The 16,703-nt window shown below is 41.1% G+C and carries 18 protein-coding genes and 1 pseudogene; 8 read left to right on the top strand and 11 right to left on the bottom strand.

The window, feature by feature from the left end:
• Positions 1–198: 198 nt before the first annotated feature.
• Entirely contained in the window at positions 199–2,652 is a 2,454-nt protein-coding gene (locus QSJ37_RS00165; protein ID WP_285752534.1) for a DEAD/DEAH box helicase family protein, read from the bottom strand.
• Positions 2,645–2,971: a nucleoside triphosphate pyrophosphohydrolase gene (locus QSJ37_RS00160; RefSeq protein ID WP_015864194.1), complete on the bottom strand. Its 327-nt coding sequence runs from the start codon at positions 2,969–2,971 to the stop codon at positions 2,645–2,647. The genes QSJ37_RS00165 and QSJ37_RS00160 overlap by 8 nt, the downstream gene beginning before the upstream one ends.
• Between QSJ37_RS00160 and QSJ37_RS18015 the strand changes: the two genes are divergently transcribed.
• The 4 genes from QSJ37_RS18015 to QSJ37_RS00140 all read left to right on the top strand — a co-directional run bounded on the left by QSJ37_RS18015 (position 2,918) and on the right by QSJ37_RS00140 (position 5,001).
• A complete protein-coding gene (locus QSJ37_RS18015) occupies positions 2,918–3,277 on the top strand; it encodes a YoqH family protein (RefSeq protein ID WP_483313569.1) in 360 nt (119 codons plus the stop codon). The two genes, QSJ37_RS00160 and QSJ37_RS18015, sit on opposite strands and share 54 nt — an antisense overlap.
• Before the next feature lie 235 nt (positions 3,278–3,512).
• Positions 3,513–3,932 (top strand): hypothetical protein, encoded by a 420-nt coding sequence (locus QSJ37_RS00150; protein ID WP_285752525.1) that lies wholly within the window; start codon positions 3,513–3,515, stop codon positions 3,930–3,932.
• A 146-nt stretch (positions 3,933–4,078) separates the two neighbouring features.
• Positions 4,079–4,546: a CBO0543 family protein gene (locus QSJ37_RS00145; protein ID WP_285754702.1), complete on the top strand. Its 468-nt coding sequence runs from the start codon at positions 4,079–4,081 to the stop codon at positions 4,544–4,546.
• 122 nt (positions 4,547–4,668) lie between these two features.
• Complete coding sequence (locus QSJ37_RS00140) at positions 4,669–5,001, top strand: hypothetical protein (protein WP_285752523.1); 333 nt, start codon at positions 4,669–4,671, stop codon at positions 4,999–5,001.
• Positions 5,002–5,272: 271 nt separating this feature from the next.
• Here the strand turns inward: QSJ37_RS00140 and QSJ37_RS00135 are convergent, their stop codons facing one another.
• The 4 genes from QSJ37_RS00135 to QSJ37_RS18010 all read right to left on the bottom strand — a co-directional run bounded on the left by QSJ37_RS00135 (position 5,273) and on the right by QSJ37_RS18010 (position 8,645).
• Positions 5,273–5,671 (bottom strand): hypothetical protein, encoded by a 399-nt coding sequence (locus QSJ37_RS00135; RefSeq protein WP_062756213.1) that lies wholly within the window; start codon positions 5,669–5,671, stop codon positions 5,273–5,275.
• Positions 5,672–5,690: 19 nt separating this feature from the next.
• Positions 5,691–6,614, bottom strand: a complete 924-nt coding sequence (glsA, locus tag QSJ37_RS00130; protein WP_285752516.1) for a glutaminase A — start codon at positions 6,612–6,614, stop codon at positions 5,691–5,693.
• A gap of 289 nt (positions 6,615–6,903) precedes the next feature.
• Positions 6,904–8,076 carry an 8-amino-7-oxononanoate synthase gene (gene bioF / locus QSJ37_RS00125; protein WP_285752514.1) on the bottom strand — a complete coding sequence of 391 codons (1,173 nt, stop codon included), beginning with the start codon at positions 8,074–8,076 and terminating at the stop codon, positions 6,904–6,906.
• A gap of 281 nt (positions 8,077–8,357) precedes the next feature.
• On the bottom strand, positions 8,358–8,645 hold the full coding sequence (locus QSJ37_RS18010) for a CotG/ExsB N-terminal domain-containing protein (RefSeq protein ID WP_483313568.1): 288 nt from the start codon (positions 8,643–8,645) through the stop codon (positions 8,358–8,360).
• 214 nt (positions 8,646–8,859) lie between these two features.
• Here QSJ37_RS18010 and QSJ37_RS00120 point away from each other — a divergent pair.
• The 3 genes and pseudogenes from QSJ37_RS00120 (at position 8,860) to QSJ37_RS00110 (ending at position 12,327) form a co-directional block, all read left to right on the top strand.
• A pseudogene (locus tag QSJ37_RS00120) lies at positions 8,860–9,947 on the top strand (CotH kinase family protein).
• A gap of 121 nt (positions 9,948–10,068) precedes the next feature.
• On the top strand, positions 10,069–11,475 hold the full coding sequence (locus tag QSJ37_RS00115; RefSeq protein ID WP_285752512.1) for a hypothetical protein: 1,407 nt from the start codon (positions 10,069–10,071) through the stop codon (positions 11,473–11,475).
• 186 nt (positions 11,476–11,661) lie between these two features.
• Positions 11,662–12,327, top strand: coding sequence for a DUF2642 domain-containing protein (locus QSJ37_RS00110; protein WP_285752509.1), 666 nt, complete (start codon positions 11,662–11,664; stop codon positions 12,325–12,327).
• Between the two features lie 348 nt (positions 12,328–12,675).
• Here the strand turns inward: QSJ37_RS00110 and QSJ37_RS00105 are convergent, their stop codons facing one another.
• The 4 genes from QSJ37_RS00105 to QSJ37_RS00090 form a co-directional block, all read right to left on the bottom strand.
• Positions 12,676–13,044 (bottom strand): VOC family protein, encoded by a 369-nt coding sequence (locus QSJ37_RS00105; protein WP_081189401.1) that lies wholly within the window; start codon positions 13,042–13,044, stop codon positions 12,676–12,678.
• Positions 13,041–13,832 carry a YhfC family intramembrane metalloprotease gene (locus QSJ37_RS00100; protein WP_285752504.1) on the bottom strand — a complete coding sequence of 264 codons (792 nt, stop codon included), beginning with the start codon at positions 13,830–13,832 and terminating at the stop codon, positions 13,041–13,043. The genes QSJ37_RS00105 and QSJ37_RS00100 overlap by 4 nt, the downstream gene beginning before the upstream one ends.
• 19 nt (positions 13,833–13,851) lie before the next feature.
• A complete protein-coding gene (locus QSJ37_RS00095) occupies positions 13,852–14,241 on the bottom strand; it encodes a VOC family protein (RefSeq protein ID WP_285752502.1) in 390 nt (129 codons plus the stop codon).
• A 319-nt stretch (positions 14,242–14,560) separates the two neighbouring features.
• A complete protein-coding gene (locus QSJ37_RS00090; RefSeq protein ID WP_285752500.1) occupies positions 14,561–15,073 on the bottom strand; it encodes a DoxX family protein in 513 nt (170 codons plus the stop codon).
• Between the two features lie 257 nt (positions 15,074–15,330).
• Between QSJ37_RS00090 and QSJ37_RS00085 the strand changes: the two genes are divergently transcribed.
• Positions 15,331–15,672 (top strand): winged helix-turn-helix transcriptional regulator, encoded by a 342-nt coding sequence (locus QSJ37_RS00085; protein ID WP_062677840.1) that lies wholly within the window; start codon positions 15,331–15,333, stop codon positions 15,670–15,672.
• 51 nt (positions 15,673–15,723) lie between these two features.
• On the opposite strand, the gene QSJ37_RS00080 is transcribed toward QSJ37_RS00085, so the two are convergent.
• Positions 15,724–16,602 (bottom strand): 5'-3' exonuclease, encoded by an 879-nt coding sequence (locus QSJ37_RS00080; RefSeq protein WP_285752493.1) that lies wholly within the window; start codon positions 16,600–16,602, stop codon positions 15,724–15,726.
• Positions 16,603–16,703: the final 101 nt, after the last annotated feature.

The raw sequence follows: 16,703 nt of genomic DNA, 5'->3' as shown, positions 1-16,703 counted from the left end.
AAAATAACCACTCTACTTTTATGTATTTTGGACTTACCCATGTTTCTGTCGCTGCGCATCCGCTTTTTGACACTCTTGGCGAATCATCTCCTAATATTTCGTGAGCTCCAATTTGCCTGAAATTGTTATGCTCTTGTCTTGCCAATGTATAATGAAAAAAGCGACTCCATCCTAAAAGACAGCATGCAAAATATAAAACTATTCTATTTTTTTATTGTCTTTCCTTTCAAAATATACATGCAACCGATACTCACAAATCTCTTTCGTCCATTGGTATAAAATCTCTTCGTCTTCCGGATCGATGGAAAATGTTAAAGAAAACACATTGTTGTCAAAGGAAAGAAGGCCGTTGGAACTCCCGCTCCATTTCGTCATCGGCATTCTAGCGATAAGTTTGCTTACTTTTTCTTCATCGTAAACCCATAGCCGTTTTGTTTCCTTGTCCGAAAAATCAATGCGCCTCCGGTATTCTTTCTCGGTTAGATAGCGATGGAAAAATGGTGCTGCCTCTTGGGGCGTAATTGGCAAATGCCATCGTGATGAACCCCGTTGAAGCATCGCCTGTAAAACAACCATTTTGTAGCTTTTCGACATCGGAGTGCGTTCTACCTCAACCAGCCATGATTCATATTTTTTGAAAACCTCTTTCTCTCGTTCTGACAGTTCCTCAGCCCAATAAAGAAACCCAAAATACGACTTGAATTCCGATTTATATTCAGCCGCTTCACTTCTTCCATAGAGGTGAAGCTGCAAGTATGTCGGACGATAACCGAGTTCCTGTTTTAGTTGTTGATAGTCAAATAACAGTTTTTCGCGACGCGGCTGGCGTTTTTTCCGCATTTCCTCTAATAGATTAATTGCCCGTACATCAAGATGAATCGAACAATTTGTCGGAACAGTTGGAATCATTGTCGCTTTTTTCTTTTTACCTTCCCCACGTTCCGTATCAAACAACGCTAATTTCACGTCTGCATTGCGATAGTTTCCGATTAAATCGATAATGACGCAATAATCCTTTCCTTCATACAACCGAAGTCCGCGGCCCACTTGCTGGGTAAACACGGTAAGCGACTCCGTCGGCCGGACAAACAGCAACGTATCCACCGATGGAATATCGACGCCTTCATTAAATAAGTCCACCGTGAAAATGGCGTCTAATTCTCCTTGCTCCAGCATTGCAATTGCCTTACCACGCGGAGTGTCTGTCTGTTTAGAGTGAAGGCTGACCGTTCGATAGTTTCGTTTCCGAAAATATTCCGATAAAAAGTCGGCTTGCTTGATCGATGAACAAAATACAAGCGTTCTTGTTTTCTTATATTTCTCCCATGCCTTTAAAATCTTGTCTGCCATTTCTTCCCTTAGCTGCACTTGAAGCAGTTCTGCCTCATCATAGCGGTTGCCGAGCCATTTGATCTTGGAATAATCCGTATCATCGTAGACCCCGTAATAACGGAATGGGGCAAGCCATCCGCGTTGAACCGCTTCAATAAAATCAATTTTGTAGGCAACATTTCCGTCACAAATCGCATATACATCTTTGTTGTCATTTCGATCTGGAGTTGCGGTAATGCCAAGCAGAAATTTTGGCTCGAAATAGTCAAGCACCCGCTGGTAAGAGCGCGCCGCGGCGTGATGAAATTCATCGATGATAATTAAATCGAACTCATCTTTGGAAAAGGCTTTTAAATGTTTTTTCATGCTTAGCGTAAAAATGGAGGCAAAAATAATGTCGGCATCCTTATCTTTCTTATTTCTGTCATAAATGCCAAATGTTTTATTCGGGATAACCCTTTGAAACGAACGTTTTGCCTGCCGAAGAATTTCTTCACGATGCGCAATAAACAGTACTTTTTGAAAACGGCGGGCAAAAAACGCTGCCAAATACGTTTTCCCAAGCCCTGTCGCCATGACGACCATCGCCTTGTCGTAGCCTTCTTCATAAGTCGCTTCCAGCCGTTCGAGCGCTTCCACTTGGGCAAAGCGCGGTCGAATCGTTTCGTATGTAACCGTTGCTGGATCGTAAATTACGTCATGATCACGTTCATTGATTTCCGTCTCCGCTTTATCCAATGGAAGCATTAATTCAACTTCTTCCGCTTCCGCCCACGTTCGCGCAAGATTCGGATGCCGTTGGTGATAGTCATGATACTGCTTTTCATAGTCCTTTAACGTCTCTTCGTTCACTTGTACTGTTTCATCAGCGTAAAACAGCTTCAAAAACTCTTCCATTGACTCTGCAAATACGTTTTCATCGACGCTTTTGTCCAACCCGATATTCCATTCGATCCCTTCTGTCAACGCCGATTTCGACAAGTTGGAGGAACCGACAATAAAATAGCCGCTTGTTGTATTTTCAAATAAATATGCTTTTGGGTGAAAAGATACTCCCCTGCTTCGCCATAATCGTACCTCGATGTCCGAATGAATAGAGATCAGCTCACGAAGCGCTTCCGGCTGGGTGACAAAGAGATAATCGCCAGCGCAAATTTTAATATCCGCCCCTCGTTCCGCCGCTTTTTTCAATGTTTCTTTCAGCAGGCGGACACCCGATTTCATCACGAACGAGGTCAATATGTATATGGTTGACGATGTTTCGATATGTTCCTGTATCTTTTCGATAAGATTGCGTTGAATTAATTCGACCTTACTCATCGTGTACCTCGACTAAAAAGATTTTTTCTTTAAATCCTCCCCGCTTCTCTGCTTTTTCCGCTCGAATTTGTTCAACGCGTTCGATCGACGATCCGTGGCATTCGGCAAGAGCATGAATAATTTCCAGCACATCCGCCAATTCTTCCAGCGCTGTTTCATTATCACTCGCATTCATATATTCTTCTAATTCTTCAAATGCTTTTTTTCGCAGCTCTTTACGATATTCGTCATCTTCCAATATTCTCGTTGTAAATGTCTTTCCCGTTTGTTCAATAATTTGTGGAATCTTATCACGGACAAGTTTGTTGTATACTGGCATGATACCCTCTCCTATTTTTATTTTCTCTTTACATATTCTACAAGATTTTTCCCTTGTTTGAAATGTGCACTTTTCTGCCCTCTATCGAAAAATGAATCATCGTCTTTGGGAAACGATAATCGATTTAAAGGATTTGTCTTTATGATCAATGTTATTAGTTGGCGACTTCTTCTTTATCCAACTCCCAAACAAGATAATCTCACATGGGCTGGGAAATTGGATGACATCACCGCCAATCTAGACAATGCCGCCATTCAAATTCTCCTTTCCCCCTCCAGCACCAAAACGCAAGACCCATTATCTTAATCGTGGCATTCGTCAATGCAACTAAATATTCTGCCGAAAAACCGGGATGAATCGTTCATAATTGTTTTTATGGCCCATCAGCGTGTTTGGTTGAGCACTTTTATCAATGCGGTATCCATGAATGAGAAAATTCGTATCCAAACCAAAACATCATATACATACTGAACTCGCTCATAAGGAAATATAAGTAACAAACGATGATGATTTCCATTGCCAGAAAACGAAAGGGGATACGATGAGAAACATTGCTGCTTTATTTTCAATTCTGATGCCTGGATTCGGGCAAATATATAATGGTCACTTCATGAAAGGTGTCTTCTTTATCATTGTAGAACACTTTGATAATGCATTCGGACATATAAACGAAGCCATTCACCTTGATTTTAACGGATTACATCAACAGGCTGTCGAGGTGACCCATTTTGACTACATGTTATTTTACCCTGGATTTTATGTTTATTGCGTATGGGACGCATGGTATCACGCAAAACCAAATGCGGACAAGACAAAAACCGCCATTCCTTTTATTATAGGCGGTTTTCTGGGAGTGATGGGTGCAATATTCGCAAACCGGCTGCCGATACCTACTCTAACCGTCGCAATGTTAATGATCATTCCGATGATTTGCGGCATGATCGTATTTAGAGATCAATAAGCGCATCTTTTGTCTATTTGAGCCACGAGTTAGTGAAACAACCAAATCAGTGCTTAAGCGGCATTTTCATGTATTCAGAAATATTCCATTTTTCTCTTGGCCATACTAAACGATATGCAAATCAATCATAGGAGATGGATGAATCCATGGACAGAATCCTTTTGTGGGCATTGCTGGTTATTGGCATTATCTTATTTTGTTTTAGTCTGAGAAAACCGCTAATCAAAGACACGCTTTTAGTGTTCTTATTGAAAGCCTATTTTTCCACATTTTTTGGCGTTATTGTTGCAGAAGAAAAATTGGTTGAATACCCTGTAAGGTTTTTAGGCCAATATTTCGACACGAGCATTCTTTTTGAATACTTTCTGTATCCCATCATGTGTGTGTATTTTTACCAAACCTCTTATCATTCCCGCCTTCTGGGCATTATTGTGCAATGCGCATTATATACCACCGCTTTAACGTTCCTTGAGGTTCTTTGTGAAAAGTATACGAATTTAGTTGAGTACCATGGATGGACGGGGATGTATTCGTTTATAACGATCTTTCTTCTATCGTTTTCCGTTCGTATGCTGATGTCGCTAATCAACAAAAGGGAACAATCAACAGGATAATGTGCATGAGATCATGTCTGATAGGAACTGCATACATGCCGCTACTTTCTAAAAAAGAAGTCTAATTTTCTGCCGCTGCTTCTATATATGTAGTAATAGATGATAAAAGGAGGCAGCAGATCATGATACTGTACGATGTGAAAAACAAGCTATTCTACAAAGTCATCAATTCAGGCCGACCAAAAATGACAAATTTCCCTCAAAAAAGGGCATGGGGCTACGTCTGGAAAACAGTGAACGGAGAACGGGTTAAGTTTTGGTTTGACTTTGCAAAAGGGCGGTATATGTATTTTCAATACGGACAAAAGTGGTATCGCGTACGATATTTGCAGTCGAATGATAAAAAGACAAATGAAGATATTTTCAATGGGGTGCTGATTGATTTAAGCATCGATGGGCAGGAGTTGAAACTATTGAAAGGCAATGTCGAAAAATATGGGAAGCAAGCGATATGACGTCAGTTGCAATAATAAGGTGGCAAAGAGGGACGGAGACCTCCTCGCCACCTTCCTTTTTCACCCTATGCCCACCACATGTTTGGCAATTCCTCTTTGCAAAGCAGCTTTTTTAGGAAATCAATCGCCTTCGATAAAAACTTTTGCCAACGAAGCGCTAAATAATTGGATCATCGACAGGCTTAAGCGGCGGCTGGTGAGAGGCAGTGTCGAAAAGTGCAAAAAGCGGGCAATATAAATCCTGGATCGCACGTGATCCAGGATCGTTTCGTTACACTTCGATTGAATTTCCTTCTTCCACAATATGATAAAGAAGATGTGCCAAATGGTGAATTGGACCGTATTGTTCTTCTTCGTCGACTTCTTCCTCATCTCCAAATTCTAGATCATTTAAGTAAAGTGCGACGAATTCGTAAAAATCTTTCAGCTCAAATCCGTAGCACGCGCTTGGATCTTCATTGTCTTCTTCATATTGCAAAACGAGATACGAAACGTTTCCCTCTGCGTCCTCGGCATCAAAAAAGACGAAATAGCCGATGTTCGTATCTAGTTCAAATAAATGTCTTGTCCCGCCTTCTGTCGCTTTTTCAAAGTCTTGTTCATTTAACTTTTGAACAGTCATGTTTTCCATTTGATCTTCGCGATGAAATTGCACAGTAAATGATTTCATTCTTTGTTTCCTCCTTTTTTTAAAAAATGCTTAAGGAATATGTCTTGGATAGCAGTTCTAACAGTTTCATGCCAGTGATGCTGTTGCCTTTCTCGTCCAACGCCGGACCGAAAATGCCGATGCCAAACCGGCCTGGGACGGCGGCGAGGATGCCGCCCGAAACGCCGCTTTTTGCGGGAATGCCGATTTTGATGGCAAATTCACCTGATGCGTTGTACATGCCGCACGTGACCATAAACGTTTTGCAAATGCGAGCGACATCAAGCGGCATAATCTGTTCATCAGTGAACGGGTCGCATCCGTCCATCGCAAAGACAAGACCAATTCGCGCCAAGTCGATGCACGTCATTTCAATCGCGCATTGTTTTGTGTAAAGGTCCATTAGCTCTTCGACATCTTCATTGATGATACCATGCTGCTTGAGAAAATAGCAGAGCGAGCGGTTTAAAAACGCCGTTTCAAATTCGGACTGGGCCACTTCTTGCGAATATGTAATCGTCGGATTTCCCGCCAGTTTCCTGACAAACTGCAAAAGCCGCTCGAACCGCTCCTCAACCGAAGCGCCGGCAATCATGTGCGTAACGGCTAACGCCCCCGCGTTGATCATCGGATTAAGCGGTTTGGCTGGCTGTATTTCTTCGAGCTTCGCAATCGAGTTAAATGGATCTCCCGTCGGCTCCATGCCTACTTTCCGAAACACTTCTTGTTCCCCACGGTCCATTAGAACAAGCGCCAGCGCGATAATTTTTGAGATGCTTTGGAGCGTCACTTTATGAGTCGTATCCCCTGCATCGATGACATTGCCGTCGGGCAAGTAAATAGCGATAGACAAATCGTTTGGATCCGCTTTGCCAAGAGCGGGAATGTAATCGGCGACTTTTCCATAACGCGCATACTGTTTTGCTTGTTCAACAAACTGTTCCAACTCCGCTTTTGTGTACATTTGCCATCACCTGTTGTTAGTATGGCCAGCTGGATGGCCGATATGTAAAAAAACCGCTGGACTTTCAGCGGCTTTTTTGATTGTATTTTAGTACATCTAAGCTCTTTTCCAAATCATAAATCATTTTATGAATGACATCATGAATAAGCAGCATCATCTCACGCTCCTCTGCCTTATTTATTGTTGATTATAGAAACTCAAACAACATGCGGCATCGGAGCGCGGATGGAACTTTTATAGACGATTCGTATGACCATCATATCAGTCAAAAGTTGGAGGAACAATCATCTTAAGTTATCACCCCAATTTCTCTTCCCACTTTTGCAATCCGTTCGAGCGCCCAATCTAATTCTTCCTTCGTCAAAGAGGAAGAAAGAGAGAAGCGGATGCGGGACGTGCCTTCGGGAACGGTTGGCGGCCGGATCGCTACCGCGGCGATTCCGTGTTCCTGAAGCCGCTCGCTCATTTGAACCGTTTGCTCATTTGATCCGATGATGATCGGAACAATGTGCGTCGTGCTTTTTCCAATGTCAAATCCTAACTTTTGGAGTTCAGTGCGGAAATAATGACTGTGAAATTGCAATGTTTGCCTTCTTGCATGTTCTTTTTGAACAATCTCAATCGATTTTTCAATTGCACCAAGAACAGCTGGAGGCAAAGCGGTCGTAAAAATAAAGCTGCGCGACGTATTAATGAAATAATCAATCAGCCATTGCTCTCCCACAACATAAGCGCCAAAGCTGCCTAACGCTTTGCTGAAGGTGCCCATTTGGATGTCAACCTGATCTTGCAAATGAAGATGGTGAACAAGACCTTCACCTCTTTCTCCATAAATGCCGCTGCTATGCGCTTCATCAACCATTAAGATGGCGTTGTAACGTTTCTTCAATGTCACTAAACCTTCTAACTGCGCCATATCCCCATCCATGCTGAAAATCGAGTCGGTGACAATCAATTTTCGTTTATGCGGAGATGCTTGTTTCAATAATGACTCTAAATGATTGAGATCGTTATGATAATAACGATATCGTTCCGCGCCGCTTAATCTGATTCCATCAATAATGCTCGCATGATTGAGCCAATCGCTAAACACAATATCATCGCGGCCAATCAGAGCCGCAATGATTCCGAGATTGGCCGTATATCCGCTATTGAAAATGAGCGCTGCTTCTGCCTTTTTCCAGTTTTTTAACGCTTCTTCGGCTCTTGTATATAGTTCATAATTGCCGGAAATAAGTCGCGAAGCAGTAGCTCCCGCACCGTATGTACGCATTGCTTGATATCCCGCTTCGATCAATCGTTCATCTCCCGCTAGTCCTAAATAATTATTCGAGGCTAAATTTAACATCTTCTTTCCGTTCATGACGATCCATACGCCATCCGAAGAGGATACATTCTTTAACATGCGCTTTTGTGTTTTTTGTTCTAATTGATGAAGTACGGATTGAATATGATTTTTCATCCTCATCCCCCAATTGTTAACCAAAAATATTTTTTGTTTACATTATAACTGCATATCTTGAATCTACACAATACTTCGAAATATTTTTGCCATGGAAAATCAACGTATCTTAGTGAATCATTTTCTTTTTTTAATCTGTTTATTTAGAACAATGTTTTATTAATAAAAAATTCGTCATATAAGCTATTACAAATCCTTTTAAAAGAGAGTAAAAATAGGCGACGTCTTTGTTATCATCGCCTATTTTTGTAATATAGGAAAATATGGAATTTTATAACATGTCAATCATCTAATTCTAACCATAACGTATGCATATTGCTGTCATGCCAGTATCTTCGTTTTCTGCGAGGGCGGAAGCAGCTCGTGCGGTGTGAGCTGTGCTTACGGCCTGAGCTGTGCTTATGGCCTGAGCTGTGCTTATGGCCTGAGCTGTGCTTACGGCCTGAGCTGTGCTTGCGGCCTGAGCTGTGTTTACGGCCTACCGGCTCTTGATATAAAAAGTCCTCTAAGCCCTCCGTCTCAAGTTCTTTAACAGCCTTTTGAATGTCATCTTGAGTATAAACGCTCATTTTTTGACCTCCTAATATATGTCATTTTCGGAAAGATAGAGTAAGGATAATTGGCGGTCATCTATCTTTGCCTATAAACAATGTACGTTGTGCGACTATATGTTGCTTAGACACTTGTCTGTTTTTCACAAAAATGGATAAATGCCTAGAGTAACAAGCGTCTTACCATTCACATAGGATTTATTGAACATGATCAGAAAGGAGGAAATGATAGATGTCAACTAGTCAGCTGCCTCTGTATGCGATTTATATCCATCCTAATGATTTGCGGGAGCTGCGCAGCGACATCTGGAACGATGACCTTGTTCCTGCCACATTTACGTTTCAAAAAAAAAATTTCATATCGATATAAGCTATCGAGGCTCACACATTCGCAAATTTAAGAAAAAATCCTATTTTATCTCGTTTTATAAACCTTACTTCTTTCATGGAGTTCATGAACTTCACTTGAATGCGGAATATAAAGACCCTTCTCTCATGAGAAATAAACTTTCCCTCGATTTTTTCTCGGCACTTGGCGTCCTTTCTCCTTCTTCCCGACACGTTCTTTTATCTATCAATGGAAAGCATGAGGGAATTTATCTTCAATTAGAATCTGTGGATGAATTTTTCTTAAAAAAACGTCAATTGCCGGTAGGACCTATTTTTTACGCGATTGATGATGACGCTAATTTTTCGCTGATTGGTTCGTTTCATAAGGCCCCTAAAACGTCTTTGGATGCGGGCTATGAAAGGAAGCTGGGAACTCGAGAGGATCACCGATATCTGGAGGAATTCATTTTCAAATTAAACACAACGCCAAAATATGAGTACGAATCTGTCATGTCAAAGCTTTTGGACGTCAATAAATATTTGCGCTGGCTTGCAGGAGTTGTTTGCACGCAAAATTTCGATGGCTTCGTTCACAATTACGCGCTATATCGCAATCCAGATTCCGGTTTATTCGAAATCATTCCGTGGGATTTTGACGCTACTTGGGGACGGGATATTAACGGCAAACAAATGGATTATGATTACGTACGTATCGAAGGATTTAATACGTTAACCGCTCGATTATTAGATATAAAGCGCTTCCGAAAAATGTATTATGACATCATGAAACATACATTGGATCACGAATTCACTGTAGAGTTTATGAAGCCAAAAGTAGAGCAACTTTATCAGCAATTGCGTCCCCATGTCGTCAATGATCCGTATATAAAAGACCGTATTGAACAGTTTGATGGTGAACCGGAGTGGATTTGCGATTTTCTCGAAAAACGAAACACTTATTTAAAAAATCAGCTATCTACCCTTCTATAAGATTGGGCAGAAGTGGAATTTTTTCATGTTGGGCGATTGTTGGATAACTTTTGAATTATAGGATACGTATATATGCATTACGAATAACCATTATGGATAAATAACAAGGAGGAACAAATGAATGATAAGACAACAAAAAGATAGTCAATCAGTGGAGTCAAATGCTTATCTAAAATCGTTAGTGGGTAAAAGAGTAAAAGTATACAGAGGGGGACCAGAATCTTGCGAAGGTAGGCTTTTAGATGTTCAATCCGATTATGTTGCACTAATGCCAGAGCAATCAAACGACAATAAACAAAATAACAACGCAAACAATAACAACAACGCAAAAAAGGACAACGCAATTATTTACTATAACTTAAGACATGTCCAAAGCATTAGTGAAAATTTAAAAGCTAACTCTGTTGAATCTAACTTAAAACATGTCCAAAACATCGTCCAAAGCATCAGTGAAAATATTTATAGCAACTTAAGACATGTCCAAAGCATTAGTGAAAATTTAATCGCTAACTTAAAACATGTTCAAAGCATCGATAAAAATTCAACAGCTAACTCTGTTGAATCTAACTTAAAACTTGCCCAAAACGTCAGTGAAAATTCAAAAGCTAACTCTATTGAATGGTCGATCGATTTTGATAATCATCCAGAATTGGTGTCAGCGAATAATTTCACAGAATTATTAAAAAATTTAACTGGCAGCATGGTCAAGGTGAATAAAGGCGGTCCTGAATCTAAAAAAGGAATAGTGCTCCTCGTTGCCGGTGATTATATGGGCCTCTTAACGGAAGACGATGGCATTGTATTTTATAATACAACTCACATCAAAAGTATAAGCGTGCAAAATAGAAGCCAAAATATCGATCAAAATATCGATCAAAGCACTCCTCTCAGCAATTCCCCTATCCATTATGATAATTATTTTGATGACATCCATGCACAAAACTTCCTTGAATTATTTGATTATTTTGCTTATAAATGGGTCTCGATTAACCGCGGCGGTCCTGAAGCAGCAGAAGGAATTCTTGTGCAAGAAGAAGGAGAACATTATACGTTAGTGAACAATGATGAAGTCATTCGGATTTACCCTTATCACATTAAAAGCATCAGTATTGGTACAAAAGGCTTTCTCAAACAACAACAGCAGCAACAAAATAATAATGAAGCTGCTGAGAATGAAAACTCCCAAGATGTGAACATGACCAACAAAATAGAAGATGACAGAACAGCCGACAGAGAACAGCATACAAGTCAAAAAAGCTCTTCACAAGAAACAGTCGTTGGAGAAGATAATAGAACAGCGGGCAGAGAACAGCGGACAAAAGTGGAATATGAAGTAAAATATGGGAGAACATCAGACAAAGACAATCGTCCAAGTCAAAAAAGCTCTTCACAGGAAACAATCGTTGGAGAAGATGACAGAACATCGGGCAGAGAACAGCGTTCAAGTCGAAGAAGCTCTCCACAGGAAACAATCGTTAAGGAAACAATCGTTAAAACGATTGATTATATTTGGGATCCGAAACGATAAATCGTTTCATGTTCCCTGCTTTAAAACCGTCTGTCCCTTGCAGCATGCATAAATATTGCCGTTGTAATGCCGATTTCCTGTCATTTTCCGCTTCTGACACGAAAATCACTTTTCTAGTAGATGCACAAGTGTGAACGAATTTGTGCATCTACTACTTTCCTTTATTCTGTTGAAAGGAGGGAGAAAATGAATAACCTACATTCTTTAATCGGAAAGCAAGTAGAACTAGAAGTCTCAGGAAAAGTAATGTTGGCAGGAATACTTGTCGATGTAGGGTTAGATATCATTGTAATTTATAACGGAAAAGAATATTTTTATATTCCTCATTTGCACATTCACAACATCAGATTATCTACGAACCCATCTGCGGAATTATTGGGTGTGACGCCTGAATTACCTTTTGATGAAGATGACATGATTTCCTATCGGAAAACATTAACCAACGCGAAAGGACGCTTTGTCGAAATTTATGTGACAGGAAATAAATCGATCCATGGCTATGTTACAGCTATTTTAAATGATTACTTCGTTTTCTACTCACCAGTGTATAAGACGATGTTTATTTCTCTAAACCATCTGAAATGGCTAACCCCTTATCAGACAAACATTACTCCATACACACTAGGCAATGAAGTACTGCCAGTGAAACCAACCGACATTCCACTGCAAAGATCGTTAGAAGAACAATTAAAAAAATTTGAAGGACAGTTAGCCGTATTTGATTTAGGCGATCATCCAATGAAAATCGGATTGCTTAAGCAAGTACAAAACAACATCATTGAACTTGTAACAGCTAGCGGGGAATCTGTATTTTGGAAAATAATACACGTAAAAACGGTTCATCTTCCTTAATAATGCACTTCCCTCCCTGTAACGCCAAAATCTTCATATACAGGAGGGGAAGTTATTTTTGTGTAAGCATGAATGACATACGTGCGAATGGCGAAAAGAGACTGAAAACAACAACATCCCTTTCTTCTGCTGCTTTTTTATCTTCTCTCCTCATGTGTCTCTATATTTTTTATTTATATATACGTGCCAGCAAAAATCTCGCACTGCTCCATTCGCACAATTTCCGAAAAATCCACTATTATTCATATATGTTAGACAACTAGCTCATCGCCGTGTTTGATAATTAATAAAAATTTGGAAAATCACGGAGCAAAAACAAACTTTATTTTATACTCAACTACCTTCAACTTATCTTTTCGCTAAAAACTCAATCCGATTGCGGAACGGATCGCGGAACGAAAACCGAGTGACGCCTGGGATTGGCTTTTCATCTTGCGTCGGGACACCATTTTCTTCTAGGTAGCGGCGCACTTCATCGATGTTTTCGACTTCAAACGCTGGGTGGCTTTTACTATTATAGCCATCGCGCTGTTCTACTCCGATATGGAGCTCGATATCGCCGACTTTGTACCAAAGTCCGCCATTCGCTTTTAACGCTTCCGGCTTTTCGATTTCCGTAAAGCCGAGCAAATCGGTATAAAACGCGCGCGCTTCATCTTCGGCTCCCACTGGAATACAAATTTGCACATGATCTAATCGTTTGACGTGAATCTTCATTCTTCTCCCCTGCTTTCAAATTTTTTCCTTATTTCACGTGTAAACAAAAATGCCGTGACCGCGAATAAAAAGACCACTGCTTCGATCAGCCAAACATTCGCGACAACGCCCGCTTGGTATAACGCAGGCGCAGTATCCACTAGCGCGTGCAGCAAAATCGCATAGATGACATAGCGAAATTTCCGTTCGCGCACGCCAAGCAATACAACAAGTGACATCGCAATGTGGAACGCAATCGCAAACACTCTCTCAAGGCCAGCTAACACATACATAGAAAACGGGGTCTGCAGCACCATATCTTTTAAGAACGCCGCTTGTTCTTTCGGAAGCGTCGGCGCAATCATCTTGTCGAACGCGCCGGATTGAATCAAGCTTGCGAGAACGATTGCGTTAACGGCGCCAAGCACGCCGATCAAAATCGCTTCGACGCCGCCGTGCCCTAATCCAAACGACAGCCCGTCTTTATAATCGCGGTGCTTTTTTAACATCCATCGAAAACCAATATAACGGCCAACTTCTTCAAAAATTCCCGCTGCCAATGTCGCATACAGGACAAACAACGCTACACTATCCGTCCATTTTAATGAGGTGCCGCTCGGGTCAATCATCACAACATGCAGCGCTTTTTCCAGCACTTGCGAAAATAGAACAAAAATAAGGACGCCGATGCCAAACGGCTTCCACGAAAGCCATTTCTTTTTTCGAAAATATAAAAGCAAGCCAATCGGCACAAAAAGTGAAATGACTAGCTGGGTAACCATACCCGCAATTATCGCTGTGTTTATCATCGCATTTACCCTCTCGTATTTATTTCCATACCTTCATTCGCTCCGCCAATGTGGATGTATGAAATTCTAATTGAGTGCCATCCGGATCAAGAAAGTTGACCGAAAGACCGCGGCCGCGCTGAGTCGGTCCCCGGACAATCGGCACATGATTTGCTTTTAAATGCTGTACCGCCTCCCAAAAATGCTGCTCATCGATGAAAAATGCAACATGATCCACGCCAATCTGCGGACACTGATCTTCCATGTCCGGACGCTCCTGCAAACAAATCCATGCGCTTCCCCATTCTAAATATGCATCCTTTCGTCCGCGATGAACAAGCTTCATGTTTAATATGTCTACATAAAAACGAAGCGAACGAGCCAAATTCTTCACATTAATGGTCACATGGCTAAATCCTTGTACATTCATTCGTTCGTTTCGTTCCCCTAGCTTTTTAGATTCCTCATCCTAAACTGTTTATATCTACTTTTCCATCCTTATAATACCATCAAAGGAAAAAAAGAGCGAGTATTTCGCACTCTTAAACTAGCAAAAAGACGATGTTAAAAACAAATTGATAATAATGTAAAAGCACGGAAAATATCGTTGCATGTATTTGTTCTGCCAACACGCGAAACATCCAATTCACCTTTATATATATTTCAGGGAGATTTCGCTTATACGCAGGAATAAAAAAATAGGCCGAGCACTTTCTAAAACCGTAAGTGCACGGCCGTTGATCATCCATCTATCTATGAAATGCGACTGGGCGATGTGGACGAGGCGTTTTGCTCATAAATTTACGAATGTAAGAAACCGCCCAACGATCGAGACCATATCTTCCTGCGTTCGCACCTGCAACAAGGATGAACATAGTTAGTAAAATCATTTGCGGATTGGTGCTAGTTGTTCCAGAGAACATGAATGCGAAGTTCATGACTGCTCCCATCAGCGCAGCAAACGTTGTAAAAAGACCAAGAATAAGTGCAATACCTACTAATAATTCACCCCAAGGCACTAACACATTGAACACCCTGACGTTTGGCAAGGCAAAATGTTCGATAAAAGCAGCCCACCAACTTTGTACGGCTGGATGCTCACCAGATGCTTTTGCGAGCGCGCCTTTTAAAAATCCTGTTGCGTCAAATCCATCCACTATTTTATGCCATCCTGCCGTGATCCAAGCATATCCAAGATATAAGCGAAACAATGTTAGTATTGCAGCAGAGCTTGCATGTTCGCGCAGCCATTTTACAAACATGTTTCATCCCCTCCCATTTTTGTGTTCCTTACACTTATATCGTACTATTTTTTATAGGAATGAAAATGATTTTGTTCACTATTTCACAATTTCTTAATAAAGTTTTGACAACTTCGCAACGAAACGGGAAGGATGAAATCGTGCGCAAGCGGTTACATCCATATAGCATTTTCCGTCTTTTCCTTTTTTTTAATATATCGTAAAATAGAACTATAACAATGGCGAACGTATTCAATATATTCTTAAAGGTGGGAAATATGAGAAAAAAAATGATACAAACGTCCTGTTCTCCATCGAATTTATGCCCTAGATTCGAAGCCGCAATGAAATTATTAAGCAAACGATGGGTCGGATTAATCATTAGTCAATTGTTAGAAGGAAAAACGCGCTTTTCCGAAATCGAAGCGTCGATTCCAATCAGCGGGCGCCTGCTTTCAGAACGATTAAAAGAGTTAGAGGAAGAAGGAATTGTAAACCGCAACGTATATCCGGAAGTGCCAGTGCGTATTGAATATACGTTGACCGAAAAAGGGCGTGCTTTGCAAACGGTAATTGAAGCGATTGAAGAGTGGGCCCAAACATGGGTTGATGTTGAATGATAGCGATTACATGAGATGACATATACGTAAAATCCAGTCCGAAACTGGTTTTTACGTATACGTCAACAAGCGATCCAATCCTTTGAATTCTAAAGCGAGGAAAGCCTGCTCCACTTTTTCTTTGTCTACATTCCACTTCGCCTCCTCGATTCGCAGCGCTATCGGAAGATCGCAATAAATTTTCGCTAGTTTTCTAGAAAGATGCAACATCTCTTCATGCTCTTGCAACTTTTGCCGCTGCGACTTTGTCAAAAGGGGGAGATGTTCAAGGATTCCTTCTATCGAACCATACTGGCGCACTAATTTTAGCGCCGTTTTTTCACCGATGCCGCGTACCCCCGGATAATTGTCGCTTGCGTCGCCCATTAATGCTTTGACATCGACCCATTGCGATGGCAGTATTTCCATCTCCTTTCGAAACCGCTCGAGCGTATAGATATGATAATTTCCAATTCCTTTGTCCAGCAGATATACCGTTACCGTTTCGGAAAGAAGCTGCAGCAAATCTCGATCCCCTGTCAAAATGGCAATATCCATTTCGTCTTTCCACTGCTTTGTGAGCGTTCCAATACAATCATCTGCCTCCGCTCCCAGTACGCCAATGTTCGGAATATCAAACGCGGAAACAACGTGCTTTGCTAGTTCAAACTGCGGGATAAGCTCTAATGGCGGCTCACCTCGGTTTGCCTTATACATCGGAAACATTTCCGTTCGAAACGTCGCGCTTCCCATATCCCAGCAGCAAACAACATACGTTGGCTTTATATGATGGACGGAAGCGATCAAGTGTTTGACAAACCCATAAACTGCGTTTGTCGGAATCCCATCGCTTGTAAACATAAAATTCCCATAAAGCGCGGTCGCATAAAACGATCGAAATAAGAGCGCCATCCCGTCAATAAGCAGCAACTTTTGGCTCTTTTGCGTCATGGTTGTTTTCTCCTTCCGGGTATTGTTAACATAACATTTTTATCGTATAAATAGTGGCAATTTTATTGTAATCTCTTTTCTACATTGGTTTCCAGCATTAA

The organism is Parageobacillus sp. G301, assembly GCF_030268025.1.
GTDB classification, from domain to species: Bacteria; Bacillota; Bacilli; order Bacillales; family Anoxybacillaceae; genus Parageobacillus_B; species Parageobacillus_B toebii.
This window is presented reverse-complemented; position numbering and strand designations above follow the sequence as displayed.